Source organism: Sedimentitalea nanhaiensis DSM 24252, from assembly GCF_000473225.1.
GTDB lineage: Bacteria > Pseudomonadota > Alphaproteobacteria > Rhodobacterales > Rhodobacteraceae > Sedimentitalea > Sedimentitalea nanhaiensis.
The window spans coordinates 72,696-86,858 of the sequence record NZ_KI421509.1 but is presented as its reverse complement, the minus strand read 5'-3'; the positions used below and the strand labels follow the sequence as shown (position 1 = coordinate 86,858).

Here is a 14,163-nt window from a genome sequence, read left to right as displayed (position 1 = left end):
TCCGTCCTGTCGTTACTGCCGGTTCCGGTCCTGTATTCTACCACCACTTGCCCGGCTTGGCCACGAACCCGGCGGCGTTTTCCAGCGCATGGGCGGTGTTCAGCAGATCGCCTTCCTCCCAGGGTCGGCCGATCAGTTGCAGCCCCAGCGGCAGCCCCTGCTTGTCCAGCCCGGCTGGCACTGAAATACCCGGCAACCCGGCCAGGTTCACGGTGACCGTGAACACGTCGTTCAGATACATCTGCACCGGATCGGCATCCGTCATCTCGCCCAGACCAAAGGCCGCCGAGGGGGTCGCCGGGGTCAGGATCGCGTCGACCCCGGTGGCAAACACATCCTCGAAGTCCTTTTTGATCAGGGTGCGAACCCGGCGGGCGCGGTTGTAATAGGCGTCATAGAACCCCGCGCTCAGCACATAGGTGCCGACCATCACCCGGCGCTGCACTTCGTGGCCGAACCCCTCGGCGCGGGTCTTTTCATACATCTCGGTGATGCCGTCACCGTGAGCCAGCGTGGCGCGGTGACCGTACCGCACCCCGTCATAGCGCGCCAGATTGCTGGACGCCTCGGCGGGCGCAATGACATAATAGGCCGGCAGCGCGTATTTCGTATGCGGCAGGCTGATATCGACAATCTCGGCCCCCGCATCCTTCAGCATGTCGGCACCGTCGGCCCACAGCTTTTCAATCTCGCCCGGCATCCCGTCCATGCGGTATTCGCGCGGAATACCGATCTTCTTGCCCTTGATGTCGCCGCTCAGCATCGCTTCGAAATCCGGCACCGCCAGATCGGCGCTGGTGCTGTCCTTGGGGTCATGGCCGCACATCGCACCCAGCATGATCGCCGCGTCGCGCACCGATTTGGTCATCGGCCCGGCCTGATCCAGCGAACTGGCAAAGGCGACAATGCCCCAGCGCGAGCAGCGCCCATAGGTCGGCTTGATCCCCACCGTGCCGGTAAAGGCCGCAGGCTGGCGGATCGAGCCGCCGGTGTCGGTGCCGGTCGCCGCAAGGCACAGATCGGCCGCCACAGCCGCCGCCGAGCCACCGCTTGATCCGCCGGGCGTCAGCTCTGCCGCGTCATTGCCACGCCGCCAGGGGCTGATCGCGTTGCCATATGTGCTGGTTTCGTTGGACGATCCCATGGCGAATTCGTCCATGTTCAGCTTGCCCAGCATCACCGCGCCCGCATCGGCCAGGTTCTGGCTGACGGTGGATTCGTATTCCGGCAGAAACCCCTGCAAAATCCGGCTGCCGGCCTGGCTGGGTACGCCTCTGGTACAGAACAGATCCTTGATGCCGATCGGCAGACCGCACATCGCGGGCGCGTCGCCCGCCTGAAGCCGCGCATCCGCCGCCGCCGCCCGCTCCAGGGCGATTTCCGGTGTCTTGTGCACAAATGCGTTCAGCGCATCCGCGCCGTCGATCGCCGTCAGGCAGGCCTGCGTCAGCTCGACTGCGGTGGTTTCACCCTTGCGCAGCGCGTCGCGCGCCGATGCCAGTCCCAGTTTGTTCAGATCAGACATTATTCAACCACCTTGGGAACCGCAAAAAATCCTTCGCGCGCATCCGGCGCATTGGACAAGATCTTGGCCTGCTGATTGCCATCCGTGACCTCATCGACCCGCCGTTTCAGACGTTGCGGCGTCACCGAGGTCATCGGCTCGACCCCGTCCACATCCACTTCGTTCAACTGCTCGATGAACCCAAGGATGGTGTTGAACTCGTCGGCCAGCGCCGGCAGCGCATCCTGCTCGACCTTGATGCGGGCCAATTTGGCCACCCGGGCGGCGGTGTTCTGATCAATCGACATGGGACCTCTCATGCTGTGTTAGGGGCATTTACCCCCGTGACGGGCGGCTCGCAAGGGGCGCGGACCTGTACAGCGGCCGCAACAGCCGTCAAGGTGACGCCTGACGCAATCACAAGGCACGGCCCAACGATGAAACTGACCCTGCATCATCTCAACATGGCCACGGAAAATGTGGCGCGTATGGACAGGTTTTACCGCGACATTCTGGGGCTTGAACGCGAGACCGCGGGCCTGCCGGTGCTGGAAAAGACCAAAGGCTATGCCGGCGACGTCACCTTTGTCACCGATGGCGCGATTCAGACCCATCTCGCCCAGCGCGACATACATGCCGGATTTGCCACCGGCCAGATCGTCAACCCGGTCAGCCACGGCCATATTGCCTATCGCACCGATGACCTGAGCGCCTTTCGCGCCCATCTGGAAAACCACGGCATCCCCTATTCGGACTGGGGCCATGCGGCGGTGGCAGGCTGGCATCAGATCTTTTTCTACGATCCGGACGGCAACGTCATCGAAGTCCATCAGGTCGGTGGCCCGTCACATCCGCCAGAGACCAGCCTGCTGGCAGAACTCGAAACCTGCGAACGGCAGGTCTGGGATGCCTTGGTGACCGGCGATCAGGACAGCGACGCGGCCCGGCTGGACGATGGCTTTCTCGGGGTTTATCCCGACGGTTTTTCCGGCAAGGCCGCGCATGTGGCACAGCTTGCCGACGGGCCTACGATCAACACCTACGACCTTAACGACATGCGCTGCGTCGACCTCGGGGCGGACCACGCCATGTTGTGCTATCAGGCAACATTCACGCGGGCCCCCGGCTCCGATCCGGAACGGATGTATGTCAGCTCCATCTGGAAACGCTGGCAAGGCGGCTGGATCAACCTGTTCAGCCAGGACACCCCCGCCGCCACCTGACCGGTGCAAAACCGCAATCCAGGCGTTAGCCTCTGCCTGAAAACAAGGAGTACGACATGAAGATCATCTGGCTGGGACATGGCAGCTTTCGCATCGAGACGGCCGACCTGGTGCTGTTGCTCGACCCGTGGCTGACCGGCAACCCGATGCTGACCGAACACCAGCACGACGCCGCCGTTTCGGGGGCCACCCATATCATCCTGACCCATGTGCATTTCGATCATGTGGTGGACGTGCTGCCGCTGGCCAGGCGGCTGAACATACCGGTGGTCGGGCAATACGACATCATGGGCCTTTGGGGTGAAACCGAGGGCATCGAGACCATCGGCTTCAACAAGGGCGGCACCGTCGATCTGGACGGCGCCAAGCTGTCGATGGTCACGGCCCAGCATTCCTCGACCTTCTCGACCGAAGACGGGCTGCGCACCGGTGGGTCCGAAGTGGGTTACATGCTCGCCGCCGAGGGCCATACCGTCTATCTGTCCGGCGACACCGACATCATGGCCGACATGGAGTGGTTCGGGGACTATTACAAACCCGATATCGGCATCCTGTCCGCCGGTGGGCATTTCACCATGGACATGGCCAAGGTCGCCTATGCCGCCAAACGGTACTTTGCCTTCAAGACCCTGATCCCCGCCCACTACCGCACCTTCCCGATCCTGGAACAATCCGCGCAAACGCTGGCTGCGGCTCTGCCCGGTGTCGACGTGATCGAACCCCAGGTGCTGCAGGCGATCGAGATCTGACACAGCGACCGCCCCGATCCCGCCATCACGCCGGAGTAACGGGGCGGACCGCCAAACAGAGCGCCACACATCACCATACGTGATGTCACCCTGGACAAACATTCATTTTCCTAATGACAAATCCGGTTCTATATCCACGGTATCAAAATACACCGTCAGGATCGGAGATCACCATGACGCCAACTGTTAACTGCCTGTCTTCGCCCGCGCCGCGCACGCCTGCTCCGCGTCCACGCGGACACTGGCTTTGGGTTACTCTTCTGCTGGGGATTGCCGTCGCCGGATACGCGGTGCTTGAGCGCACCGGCACGCCGTTGAGCGGGTTGAAAATTGAAACCGGGTCCATTCCCGGCCAGGACTGGCACGGCAACGTGCGCCGCTCGTCCCCCGGCTACTGATCCTTGCCGCGCCGCTGCGCAAAGAACCTGCGCAGCAGATCGGCGGATTCGGCTTCTGCGAGCCCGTCGTAAACCTCGGGGGTGTGGTGTGTCTGGGCATGATCAAAGATCTGCGCCCCGTGCGCCACACCGCCCGACTTCGGGTCGGATGCGCCGTAATACAACCGCTCGATCCGGGCATAGGCAATGGCTGCGGCACACATCGGGCAAGGCTCCAGCGTGACATACAGGTCATGCCCGACCAGCCGCTCGCTGCCCGCCGCCGCACAGGCCGCCCGGATCGCCAGAATCTCGGCATGGGCCGTCGGATCGTTCAGCTCGCGCGTGCGGTTGCCTTCCGCCGCCACCACCTGCCCATCCGGGCCAACGATGACCGCGCCCACCGGCACCTCTCCGCGCGCGGCGGCGGCCCGCGCCTCAATCAGCGCCTGAGTCATCTGCGACTTGAAAACCATGGCGCACCCTGCCCCGCGATGCACCCTTTCGCAAGACCGTGGATTGAGCTATGCGCAGGCCATGAAACAGTCCCCCACCCCGCCACCGACGACTCCCGGTGACCGCATCGCCAAGGTGCTGTCGCGCGCCGGTGTCGCCAGCCGCCGCGAAGCGGAGCGGATGATCGCCGCCGGTCGCGTCAACGTCAACGGCGCCCGCATCGACAGCCCTGCCCTGAACGTAACCGACACCGACAAGATCACGGTGGACGGCAAGCCGCTGGCCGAACCGGAACCCGCCCGCCTGTGGCTTTATCACAAACCTCAGGGATTGGTGACCACCAATGCCGACGAAAAGGGCCGCAAGACCATCTTTGACGACCTGCCCGAGGACATGCCCCGGGTGATGAGCGTGGGCCGGCTGGACCTGAATTCCGAGGGGCTGTTGCTGCTTACCAATGACGGTGGCATCAAACGCCGCCTGGAACTGCCCAGCACCGGCTGGCTGCGCAAATACCGGGTGCGCATCAACGGGCGCCCCAGGGACGAAGATTTCGCCCCCCTGCGCAAAGGACTGGTGATCGAAGGCGAGCGGTTTCAACCCATGACCGTGGCGCTGGACCGCCAGCAGGGCGCAAACGCCTGGCTGACCATCGCCATCCGCGAAGGCCGCAACCGCGAAATCCGCCGCGCCATCGAGAATGTCGGCTATGCGGTGAACCGGTTGATCCGGGTGTCCTATGGTCCTTTCCAGCTCGGCACGCTCAAACCCGGCACCGTCGAAGAAGTCCGCCGCCGCGTGTTACGCGACCAACTGGGTCTGGACGCGGGCGACGACAGCGGCACCGCCAAACCCAAGGCCAAACAGCCGCGCCCCGGAGCCAAGCCCGCAGCGCGTCCGCAACGCAGCAGAACACCGCCGAAATCCCGCTGAACTGGCGCGAATCCGGCCTCAATCTGACAGGTTGGGGCAACTCTTCCCCCTAGCAAGCTGGCCCCACATGGCGTAGGTTTGCATTGTCAAACAATGTCAGGGGGTTGGCATGTCACCGTCAGGATTGCAGAAAACCGCGTATGCGGCGCTGATCGTGCTGCTGTTCGGCGTCTGCACCGGCTGGCTGGGGGGGCTTTAGACACATGGCCAAACGTTTCGGCGGCAAATACAGCCCGGATGGTGCATCGGACGTTGACGCGCCCGACCCGCGCGGCGCGTATGAAGGCGCGCAGGTCGACCCGGCGGGCGCGCGCACCAACATCCTGTTTATCCCCGCCATTGTGCTGGTGTTCATGTCGCTCAACGATGGGGCTGTCGGCATGGCTCTGGGGCTGGTGGCTGCCGGGACGCTGACCCTGGCCGCCTGGTTGCTGCGCGAGGGCCTGCGCGCCCAGGCCGCCTATGACGCGCGCAAAGTGGCCCGCCGTCCGGCCTTTCCGCGCAAGATGGTCGCCAGCGCACTGACCGGCATCGGTGTCGCGCTCGCCGCCTACAAGACCGAACCGGGGCTGGTGGCGCCGCTGCTCTATGGCGGCGCGGCGACAGCGCTGCATATGATGTCCTTTGGGCTGGACCCGCTGAAAGACAAGGGCGTCGAGGGCATCGACACGTTTCAGCAGGACCGCGTCGCCCGTGTCGTGGACGAGGCCGAATCCCGTCTTGCCGAGATGGCCGACGCGATCCGGCGCGCGCGGGATCCCAAGATGGAAGCCCGCGTCGAGCGGTTTCAAACCACCGCCCGCGACCTGTTCCGCACCGTAGAGGAAGACCCCCGCGACCTGACCGGCGCACGCAAATACATGACTGTCTACCTGCAGGGCGCGCGCGACGCGACGATCAAGTTCGCCGACATCTATTCCCGCAGCCGCGACACGGAGGCACGGGCGGATTACGCCGCCCTGCTGGATGATCTGGAACAGAACTTTGCCGCCCGCACCCGCAAGATGCTGCTCGAAGACCGCAGCGATCTGACCGTTGAAATCGACGTGCTGCGCGACAGGTTGCGGCGCGAAGGCGTCCACACCAGCCCCCCCGACACCGCCCAGTAAAGCCGCCCTGTAAACACGAGGAACCATTTTATGTCCGACACCATCCGCAAGAAAGCCCAGGACGCCCTGAGCCAGGTCGAAGAAGTCACCGCCGTGGTCCTGCCCGAACCCGTCAACGAGATTGTACCGCTGGCCAAGGCCGACGCGCCGGTCGGGGCGGAAATTCGGCGGCGGATGGACGAGATCGACATGGGCGACACCCATTCGATCGTCGCCTTCGGCTCGGGTGCGCAGGCGGAATTGCAAGAGATCAGCCAGGCGATGCTGGCGGACGTACGCAACAAGGATGTCGGCCCCGCCGGTGACAGCCTGCGCGACATCGTCACCACCATTCGCGGTTTTTCGGTCAGCGAACTGGACGTGCGCCGCGACCGCAGCTGGTGGGAAAAACTGCTGGGCAAGGCTGCGCCCTTTGCCAGGTTCACCGCCCAGTTCGAGGATGTGCAGGGCCAGATCGACAAGATCACCGACGATCTTCTGAGCCACGAGCACACCCTGCTCAAGGACATCAAGTCGCTGGATCTGCTGTACGAAAAGACGCTGAATTTCTACGATGAACTGGCGCTGTACATTGCGGCAGGCGAGGAAAAACTGGCCGAACTCGACGGCACCGAGATCCCCGCGCAAGAGGCCGCCGTGGCCGCCGCGCCCGAAGCCGAACAGGTCATGGCCGCCCAGGAATTGCGCGATCTGCGCGCCGCGCGCGACGATCTGGAACGCCGGGTGCACGATCTGAAACTGACCCGCCAGGTCACCATGCAATCCCTGCCCAGCATCCGGCTGGTACAGGAAAACGACAAATCGCTGGTCACCAAGATCAACTCGACCCTGGTGAACACCGTGCCCCTGTGGGAAACCCAGCTGGCCCAGGCCGTCACCATCCAGCGCAGCGCCGAAGCCGCCGCCGCCGTGCGCGAGGCCAATGACCTGACCAACGAACTGCTCACCTCCAATGCCAAGAACCTGCGCGACAGCAACAAGGTGATCCGCCAGGAAATGGAGCGTGGCGTGTTCGACATCGAAGCGGTCAAACAGGCCAATGCCGACCTGATCGGCACCATCAACGAAAGCCTGGCGATTGCCGACGAAGGCAAGGCCCGCCGTGCCGCCGCCGAGCAGGAGCTCAAGAAGATGGAGGCCGAATTGCGCGACACTCTGGCCTCGGCCAAGTCGCGACGCGACGGGGTTGGCGACACCTCGGGCACCGCGGTTCCGGGCTGAGGCGCGCGCCATGCGGGGACGGATATCCATGCAGATCCTGTCGCTGGGGGCCGCTGCCGCCTTGCTTGCAGGCTGCGAGACCATCGGCCTGCGCTCGTCCCCGACACCTCAGCCCCGCCCGGCCTCGCTCCGGGTGACGCCCCCCGCACCGGCCGCGCCTTCCGCACGCAGCCAGGATCTGTCGCGCTATTACCTGCAGGTCCAGAATGACCTGCTGACCCGCGATCAGCTGCGTACCGATGGCGGCGGGCCGGACACCCCCTTTACCATCGACGATCTGACCCGCAATTTCGAGAACATCGTCTTCTTCGATGAATACACCCGTGGCGGGGGTGTCACCACGCGCGGCGGCAGCGGGCGCCTGAGCCGCTGGAGCGATCCGGTCCGCATCGGCACCGAGTTCGGCACCAGCGTGCCCCAGGCCACCCGCGACAAGGATCGGGCCCGCATCGAGGGCTATGCCAAACGGCTGGCCCGGCTGACCAACCACCCGATAGCGGCCACCGATCGCAACGCGAATTTCCACGTCTTCGTGGTTGGCGAAGACGACCGCGATTTCGTGCAGCAGCGCCTGACACAACTGGTGCCCGGCATCAGCAAGGCAGAGCTGGATCTGTTCGGCAATCTTCCCCGTTCGTTCTACTGCCTGGTGGTGGCCGTATCCGGCAGTCGCGCGCCCAACACCTATACCCGGGCCATCGCCCTGATCCGTGCCGAACATCCCGATCTGGTGCGCCTGTCCTGCATCCACGAAGAAATCGCGCAGGGCCTGGGCCTGCCCAACGACAGCCCCTCGGCGCGTCCGTCGATCTTCAACGACGACGATGAATTCGCGCTGTTGACCACGCAGGACGAAAAACTGCTGACCATGCTCTATGATCCCCGGCTGCAACAGGGCATGACCGCAGAAGAGGCGCGCCCCATCGCCCGCACCATCGCCGGTGAACTGATGGGCCAACCACAGTGATTGACGATTTGAAAGGAACCTGAACATGGGCATCTTCGACTTTCTGACCGGCGAATTCATCGACGTGATCCACTGGGTCGATGACACCCGCGACACCATGGTCTGGCGCTTTGAACGCGAAGGCCACGCCATCAAATACGGCGCCAAGCTGACCGTACGCGAAGGTCAGGCGGCGGTGTTCGTCCACGAGGGCCAGCTGGCCGATGTGTTCACGCCGGGCCTGTATATGTTGGAAACCAACAACATGCCGGTGCTGACCACGCTGCAACACTGGGATCACGGCTTCAAAAGCCCGTTCAAATCCGAGATCTATTTCGTCAACACCACCCGGTTCAACGATCTGAAATGGGGCACCAAGAACCCGATCATCTGCCGCGATCCGGAATACGGCCCGGTGCGGATCCGCGCCTTTGGCACCTATTCGGTGCGCGTCACCGACCCGGCACGCTTTCTCACCGAAATCGTCGGCACCGACGGCGAATTCACCATGGACGAGATCAGCTTTCAGATCCGCAACATCATCGTACAGGAATTTTCCCGCACCGTCGCCGGTTCCGGCATCCCGGTGCTGGACATGGCCGCCAACACCGCCGATCTGGGCAAACTGGTCGCCACCGCGATTTCGCCAACGCTGCAAGGCTACGGGCTGACCATCCCCGAGCTTTATATCGAAAACATCTCGCTGCCCCCGGCGGTCGAAGCCGCGCTGGACAAACGCACCTCGGCGGGCCTGGCCGGCGATCTGGGCCGCTTCACGCAATATTCCGCCGCCGAGGCGATGACCTCCGCCGCCAGCAATCCGGCGGGCGGGGGCATGGCCGCCGGTCTGGGTGCGGGCATGGGCATGGCGATGGCGGGGCAGATGGCCAATTCCGGCCCCTGGGGCGCCGCTCACGCACCGGCCCCCCAGGCCGCCGTACCGCCCCCGCCGCCACCGGTGGAACATGTCTGGCACATCGCCGAAAAGGGCCAGACCAAGGGCCCGTTCTCCAAGGCCCGGCTGGGCCGCATGGTCAGCGACGGCACCCTGACGCGCGACACCTATGTCTGGACCCCCGGCCAGGACGGCTGGCACCCCGCCGAGGAGGTGCAGGAACTGGCACAGCTGTTCACCATCCTGCCGCCCCCGCCACCGGGGACCTGATCCCCGCCTTCCTCTTGCCCTAAATACTCCCGCCGGAGGCGCAAATTTCCTTGTCCGACACAGGCCCCGATATCCCGGTGACCGAACACCGTTTTCCCTGCGAACAATGCGGCGCGGACTATCGCTTCGCGCCCGCGCAGAACCGGATGATCTGCGACCATTGCGGTCATACCCAGCCGATCGACGGCGGCCCCTGGGGCAGTGCCACCCTGACCGAGCTGGACTTCGACGCCGCCATCGCCCAGACCCTGCCCGCCACCGAGATCGAGGAAACCCGGGTTCTGTCCTGCCCGAACTGCGCCGCGCAGTTTGAATTCGACCCCGATTCCCATGCTGCCGAATGTCCGTTCTGCGCCACGCCCGTGGTCACCGATACCGGCATCAGCCGCCATATCAAACCGCGCGGCGTGTTGCCCTTTGCGCTGGACGAACGCACCGCTCATGATGCGATGAACGACTGGCTGGGGCGGCTGTGGTTTGCCCCCGGCGGGTTGCAGGCCTATGCCCGCAAGGGCCGCAGGATGCAGGGCATCTATGTGCCCTACTGGACGTTCGATGCCCAGACCCGCACCCGGTATCGCGGCGAACGTGGCACGATCTATTATACCACCCGCACCGTCGTGCGAGACGGCAAGCGGGTCCAGGAACAGGTCGCCAAGGTGCGCTGGACACCCGCTTCGGGCCGGGTCGCGCGGTTCTTCGACGATGTGCTGGTGCTGGCCTCGCGCAGCCTGCCCAAGAAATACACCGATGCGCTGCAACCCTGGGATCTGTCCGCGCTTGCGCCCTATCAGCCGCAATACCTCGCCGGGTTCCGCGCCGAGGCCTATACCGTAGAGCTGCCCGATGGCTATGGCGAAGCGCGCCAGATCATGGCCCGCACCATCGAACGCGACGTGCGGTTCGACATCGGCGGCGATCAGCAACGCATTCACGGCATCGATACCGATGTGCGCGACGTGACCTTCAAACATGTGCTGCTGCCCGTCTGGCTGGCGGCCTATAAATACCGTGGCCAGACCTATCGCTTTGTCGTCAACGGCCAGACCGGGCGGGTCCGGGGCGAACGCCCCTGGTCCGCGATCAAGATCGCCATCGCGGTCACCCTGGGCCTGCTGGTTGCGGCGGGCATCGGCTATGTGTTGGCCACCGGCCAGTAATCGGCCCCTTGCACCGCCTTGAGCCGCGGACCATCCTGCCGCGCGAACACCAAAGGAGTCCTCATGCCCCATGCCGACCTGGACGCCCTGATGGGCCAGCGCCATTCCTGCCGCGCCTTTCTGCCCGACCCGGTGCCGCGCCCGCTGATAAAACAAATCCTCTCGACCGCGCAAAAGGTGCCCACCTGGTGCAACGCCCAGCCCTGGCATGCGACCGTGACCAGCGGGGCGGAAACCGACCGCTTTCGCGCCGCGTTGCAACAGCAGGCCGCAACCGGCACCCCCGCGCCCGATCTGGATTGGCCAACGCGCTATACAGGCGTCTATCAGGACCGCCGCCGCGACTGCGGATGGAAACTGTACGACGCCGTCGGGGTACAAAAGGGCGACTGCGCGGGATCGGCACGGCAGATGATGGAAAACTTCGCCCTATTCGGCGCGCCCCACTGCGCCATCATCTCCAGCCCGGCGGACCTTGGCCCCTACGGTGCGATGGACTGCGGCGGCTTTGTCGCCGCCTTTACCATCGCGGCGCAATCGCTGGGCATCGCCACCATCCCCCAGGCGGCGGTGGCCTCGCATGCACCGTTCCTGCATGACTATTTCGACATTGCACCGGACCGCCTGATCCTCTGCGCCATCTCGTTTGGCTATGAAGACGCCGACCATCCCGCCAACGCCTTTCGCACCGACCGCGCCGCATTGGGCGAATTCGTCGACTGGCGGGGGGCGGACTGATGCGCGCCCTGATCCAGCGGGTCACCCGGGCCAGCGTGACCGTCGAGGGCACCGTGATTGCCGACATCGGCCCCGGCCTGCTGATCCTGGTCTGCGCCATGCAGGGCGACACCGATGCGGATGCGCGCAAACTGGCCACCAAGATCCCCAGGCTGCGGATCTTCCGCGATAACGCGGCCAAGATGAACCTGTCGCTGGCCGATACCGGCGGCGCGGCGCTGGTGGTCAGCCAATTCACCCTCGCCGCCGACACCGCGCGTGGCAACCGCCCTGGCTTTTCCACCGCCGCCGCCCCTGGCGAAGGCGTGCGACTGTATGAACTGTTCACAGCCGAACTGGCCGCACAGGGGCTCGCGGTGCAAACCGGGCAATTCGGTGCCGACATGGCGGTGGCGCTGGTCAATGACGGCCCGGTGACGATCTGGATGGAAAGCTGACCGTAATCCAACGGCTTGACACCTGCCCGCCATGACGAAACAGTCGCGGCGATGAACACATCCGAACCTGCCCTGCGCGAGATCGAGGAACTGCCCGATCTGGGCATTCCCCTGCCTGACGGCTGCCGCCTCTCCGCCCGCGTCTGGCGGCCCGTGGACGCCAGCGAACACCCGGTTCCGGTGATCCTGGAATACCTGCCGTACCGCAAACGCGACGGCACCACGGCGCGCGATGCGCTGACCCACCCCTGGTTCGCTCAACGCGGCTATGCCTGCGTGCGGGTCGACATGCGCGGCAATGGCGACAGCCAGGGGCTGATGAGCGACGAATACACCGAACAGGAACTGGCCGACGCGGTTGTGGCGATCGGCTGGCTGGCGGCACAACCCTGGTGCAGCGGCAGCGTCGGCATGATGGGCATCAGCTGGGGCGGCTTCAATTCCCTCCAGGTTGCCGCCCGCCAGCCGGAGCCGCTGAAGGCGATCATCACCCTGTGCTCGACCGTCGACCGGTTTGCCGACGACATCCACTACAAGGGCGGTTGCCTGCTGAACGAAAACCTCGGCTGGGGTGCCACCATGTGGGCCTATTCCAGCCGCGCGCCCGACCCCGCCCTGCGCCCGGACTGGCGCGAAATGTGGCTGGAGCGGCTGGAAAACGAACCCTTCCTGCCCTCGGTCTGGCTGCGCCATCAGCGCCGCGACGCCTATTGGCGGCATGGCTCGGTCTGCGAGGATTTCAGCGCCATCAAGGCCAGGGTGCTGGCGGTCGGCGGCTGGGGCGATGCCTATAAGAACGCGGTGCCCCAGATCGTCGAGAACATCCCCGGCGCCAAAGGCATCGTCGGCCCCTGGGTGCACAAATACCCGCATTTCGCCGTTCCCGAACCGCGCATCGGCTTTCTGCAAGAGGCGCTGCGCTGGTGGGATCAATGGCTCAAGAACATCGACACCGGTGTGCGGACCGATCCCGACTATCGCGCCTGGCTGATGGACGGGGTGCGCCCGGCCACCTGGTACAGCGAACGCCCCGGCCGCTGGGTCACCGAAACCGGCCACGCCACGGCACGGATCCCGCAACAGACCCTTCACCTGACAGATACCGGGCTGACCGGGTCCGGCGGCGGGCTGTCCGCTACCGTCCGCTCGCCGCACCACTGCGGCATGGCCGCGGGCGAATATTGCGCCATCTGGCTGGGGCCCGAACTGCCCGGCGATCAGCGCGCCGACGATGCGCTGTCGGCCTGTTTTGACAGCGCGCCGCTGCCCCGGGACATGGACATCCTCGGCGCGCCCCGCCTGCGGCTGCGCCTGTCCTCTGACCGTCCCCAGGCGCAGATCGCGGTGCGCCTGAACCATGTGCATCCGGACGGTGCCAGCACCCGCATCACTTATGGCGTGTTCAACCTCAGCCATCGCGACGACCCGGCAGAGCCCCACCCCCTGCCCTGCGGCCAGCCGATCGAGATTGACCTGCCGCTGGATCACATCGCCTACCGCGTCCCGCGCGGCCATCGGCTGCGGGTGGCGATCTCGACCGCCTATTGGCCGCTGATCTGGCCCGCGCCGCACACCGCCGAACTGTCCCTCACTCATGGCGCGCTGGACCTGCCGGTGCGCGATACGGCCACCGACGATGAATGGTCCTTTGCGCCCCCCGCCGCCGCCGCGCCCCAACAAACCCGCGCGCTGCGCCCCCCCAACCACGTCCGGCGGATGGAAACCGACATGACCACGGGCAAAGTGCGCCTGGTGATCGAGGACGATTTCGGCAAACAGCAGAATTGCGATCACGGGCTGATCACCGGGTCCGCCGCACGCGAAACCTGGACCATCCATCCGGACGATCCGCTGGCCGCGCACGGGTCCTGCCACTGGACCACCGAGATGGAGCGCGACGACATCCGTCTGCGCACCGAAACCAGCTGCGAAATGTGGTCGGATGCCACCCACTACCACCTGCGCGCCCGCGTGCAGGCCTTTGAAGGGTCCGAAAAACGCCATGACCGCACGGTCACCGACCGCATCAGACGCGACAATGCCTGAACCAACCCTCCGTTTTGGCCCTTGCGGGTGTCGCTGAAATGCGTAACCCTTGGGACATCAAGCAACAAAATTGCGCGCCAAGCGCATTGAACTCAATCG

The 14,163-nt window shown here is 65.0% G+C and carries 15 protein-coding genes; 12 read left to right on the top strand and 3 right to left on the bottom strand.

What is annotated here, in order from left to right; all coding sequences use genetic code 11:
* Nucleotides 1-37 precede the first annotated feature (37 nt).
* Both gatA and gatC read right to left on the bottom strand, forming a co-directional pair.
* The gene (gatA, locus tag NANH_RS0101955; RefSeq protein ID WP_027260528.1) at nucleotides 38-1,525 is read right to left on the bottom strand and encodes an Asp-tRNA(Asn)/Glu-tRNA(Gln) amidotransferase subunit GatA; all 1,488 of its coding nucleotides are present in this window, start codon (nucleotides 1,523-1,525) and stop codon (nucleotides 38-40) included.
* A complete protein-coding gene (gatC, locus tag NANH_RS0101950; protein ID WP_027260527.1) occupies nucleotides 1,525-1,812 on the bottom strand; it encodes an Asp-tRNA(Asn)/Glu-tRNA(Gln) amidotransferase subunit GatC in 288 nt (95 codons plus the stop codon). The genes gatA and gatC overlap by 1 nt, the downstream gene beginning before the upstream one ends.
* Nucleotides 1,813-1,941: 129 nt before the next feature.
* Here gatC and NANH_RS29200 point away from each other — a divergent pair, with 129 nt between their 5' ends.
* The 3 genes from NANH_RS29200 to NANH_RS28300 all read left to right on the top strand — a co-directional run bounded on the left by NANH_RS29200 (nucleotide 1,942) and on the right by NANH_RS28300 (nucleotide 3,874).
* Complete coding sequence (locus NANH_RS29200) at nucleotides 1,942-2,727, top strand: DUF4440 domain-containing protein (RefSeq protein ID WP_245601373.1); 786 nt, start codon at nucleotides 1,942-1,944, stop codon at nucleotides 2,725-2,727.
* Nucleotides 2,728-2,783: 56 nt separating this feature from the next.
* The gene (locus NANH_RS0101935; RefSeq protein WP_027260526.1) at nucleotides 2,784-3,476 is read left to right on the top strand and encodes a metal-dependent hydrolase; all 693 of its coding nucleotides are present in this window, start codon (nucleotides 2,784-2,786) and stop codon (nucleotides 3,474-3,476) included.
* Between the two features lie 173 nt (nucleotides 3,477-3,649).
* Nucleotides 3,650-3,874: a hypothetical protein gene (locus NANH_RS28300; RefSeq protein ID WP_139236269.1), complete on the top strand. Its 225-nt coding sequence runs from the start codon at nucleotides 3,650-3,652 to the stop codon at nucleotides 3,872-3,874.
* On the opposite strand, the gene NANH_RS0101930 is transcribed toward NANH_RS28300, so the two are convergent.
* Nucleotides 3,868-4,329: a nucleoside deaminase gene (locus tag NANH_RS0101930; protein ID WP_027260525.1), complete on the bottom strand. Its 462-nt coding sequence runs from the start codon at nucleotides 4,327-4,329 to the stop codon at nucleotides 3,868-3,870. The two genes, NANH_RS28300 and NANH_RS0101930, sit on opposite strands and share 7 nt — an antisense overlap.
* A 61-nt stretch (nucleotides 4,330-4,390) precedes the next feature.
* On the opposite strand from NANH_RS0101930, the gene NANH_RS0101925 reads away from it, so the two are divergent.
* The 9 genes from NANH_RS0101925 (at nucleotide 4,391) to NANH_RS0101880 (ending at nucleotide 14,064) form a co-directional block, all read left to right on the top strand.
* Nucleotides 4,391-5,242: a pseudouridine synthase gene (locus tag NANH_RS0101925; RefSeq protein ID WP_036050304.1), complete on the top strand. Its 852-nt coding sequence runs from the start codon at nucleotides 4,391-4,393 to the stop codon at nucleotides 5,240-5,242.
* Nucleotides 5,243-5,445: 203 nt separating this feature from the next.
* Nucleotides 5,446-6,351, top strand: coding sequence for a 5-bromo-4-chloroindolyl phosphate hydrolysis family protein (locus tag NANH_RS0101915; protein WP_027260523.1), 906 nt, complete (start codon nucleotides 5,446-5,448; stop codon nucleotides 6,349-6,351).
* A 30-nt stretch (nucleotides 6,352-6,381) separates the two neighbouring features.
* Nucleotides 6,382-7,572: a toxic anion resistance protein gene (locus NANH_RS0101910; protein WP_027260522.1), complete on the top strand. Its 1,191-nt coding sequence runs from the start codon at nucleotides 6,382-6,384 to the stop codon at nucleotides 7,570-7,572.
* A gap of 10 nt (nucleotides 7,573-7,582) precedes the next feature.
* Nucleotides 7,583-8,539, top strand: a complete 957-nt coding sequence (locus NANH_RS0101905; protein ID WP_139236267.1) for a DUF2927 domain-containing protein — start codon at nucleotides 7,583-7,585, stop codon at nucleotides 8,537-8,539.
* A gap of 25 nt (nucleotides 8,540-8,564) precedes the next feature.
* Nucleotides 8,565-9,683, top strand: a complete 1,119-nt coding sequence (locus NANH_RS0101900) for an SPFH domain-containing protein (RefSeq protein WP_027260520.1) — start codon at nucleotides 8,565-8,567, stop codon at nucleotides 9,681-9,683.
* A gap of 44 nt (nucleotides 9,684-9,727) precedes the next feature.
* The gene (locus NANH_RS0101895; protein WP_245601511.1) at nucleotides 9,728-10,843 is read left to right on the top strand and encodes a TFIIB-type zinc finger domain-containing protein; all 1,116 of its coding nucleotides are present in this window, start codon (nucleotides 9,728-9,730) and stop codon (nucleotides 10,841-10,843) included.
* 63 nt (nucleotides 10,844-10,906) lie between these two features.
* Nucleotides 10,907-11,581, top strand: coding sequence for a nitroreductase (locus NANH_RS0101890; RefSeq protein ID WP_027260518.1), 675 nt, complete (start codon nucleotides 10,907-10,909; stop codon nucleotides 11,579-11,581).
* Nucleotides 11,581-12,018, top strand: coding sequence for a D-aminoacyl-tRNA deacylase (dtd, locus tag NANH_RS0101885; RefSeq protein WP_027260517.1), 438 nt, complete (start codon nucleotides 11,581-11,583; stop codon nucleotides 12,016-12,018). The genes NANH_RS0101890 and dtd overlap by 1 nt, the downstream gene beginning before the upstream one ends.
* Nucleotides 12,019-12,069: 51 nt before the next feature.
* Complete coding sequence (locus NANH_RS0101880) at nucleotides 12,070-14,064, top strand: CocE/NonD family hydrolase (RefSeq protein ID WP_027260516.1); 1,995 nt, start codon at nucleotides 12,070-12,072, stop codon at nucleotides 14,062-14,064.
* Nucleotides 14,065-14,163: the final 99 nt, after the last annotated feature.

What these genes read in the sequence shown, in the direction of transcription:
- NANH_RS0101880 (WP_027260516.1), top strand. Translation starts at nt 12,070, where the DNA reads ATGAACACATCCGAACCTGCCCTGCGCGAGATCGAGGAACTGCCCGAT.
- NANH_RS0101905 (WP_139236267.1), top strand. Translation starts at nt 7,583, where the DNA reads ATGCGGGGACGGATATCCATGCAGATCCTGTCGCTGGGGGCCGCTGCC.
- NANH_RS0101890 (WP_027260518.1), top strand. Translation starts at nt 10,907, where the DNA reads ATGCCCCATGCCGACCTGGACGCCCTGATGGGCCAGCGCCATTCCTGC.
- dtd (WP_027260517.1), top strand. Translation starts at nt 11,581, where the DNA reads ATGCGCGCCCTGATCCAGCGGGTCACCCGGGCCAGCGTGACCGTCGAG.
- NANH_RS0101910 (WP_027260522.1), top strand. Translation starts at nt 6,382, where the DNA reads ATGTCCGACACCATCCGCAAGAAAGCCCAGGACGCCCTGAGCCAGGTC.
- NANH_RS29200 (WP_245601373.1), top strand. Translation starts at nt 1,942, where the DNA reads ATGAAACTGACCCTGCATCATCTCAACATGGCCACGGAAAATGTGGCG.
- NANH_RS0101915 (WP_027260523.1), top strand. Translation starts at nt 5,446, where the DNA reads ATGGCCAAACGTTTCGGCGGCAAATACAGCCCGGATGGTGCATCGGAC.
- gatA (WP_027260528.1), bottom strand. Translation starts at nt 1,525, where the DNA reads ATGTCTGATCTGAACAAACTGGGACTGGCATCGGCGCGCGACGCGCTG.
- NANH_RS0101900 (WP_027260520.1), top strand. Translation starts at nt 8,565, where the DNA reads ATGGGCATCTTCGACTTTCTGACCGGCGAATTCATCGACGTGATCCAC.
- gatC (WP_027260527.1), bottom strand. Translation starts at nt 1,812, where the DNA reads ATGTCGATTGATCAGAACACCGCCGCCCGGGTGGCCAAATTGGCCCGC.
- NANH_RS28300 (WP_139236269.1), top strand. Translation starts at nt 3,650, where the DNA reads ATGACGCCAACTGTTAACTGCCTGTCTTCGCCCGCGCCGCGCACGCCT.
- NANH_RS0101925 (WP_036050304.1), top strand. Translation starts at nt 4,391, where the DNA reads ATGAAACAGTCCCCCACCCCGCCACCGACGACTCCCGGTGACCGCATC.
- NANH_RS0101930 (WP_027260525.1), bottom strand. Translation starts at nt 4,329, where the DNA reads ATGGTTTTCAAGTCGCAGATGACTCAGGCGCTGATTGAGGCGCGGGCC.
- NANH_RS0101935 (WP_027260526.1), top strand. Translation starts at nt 2,784, where the DNA reads ATGAAGATCATCTGGCTGGGACATGGCAGCTTTCGCATCGAGACGGCC.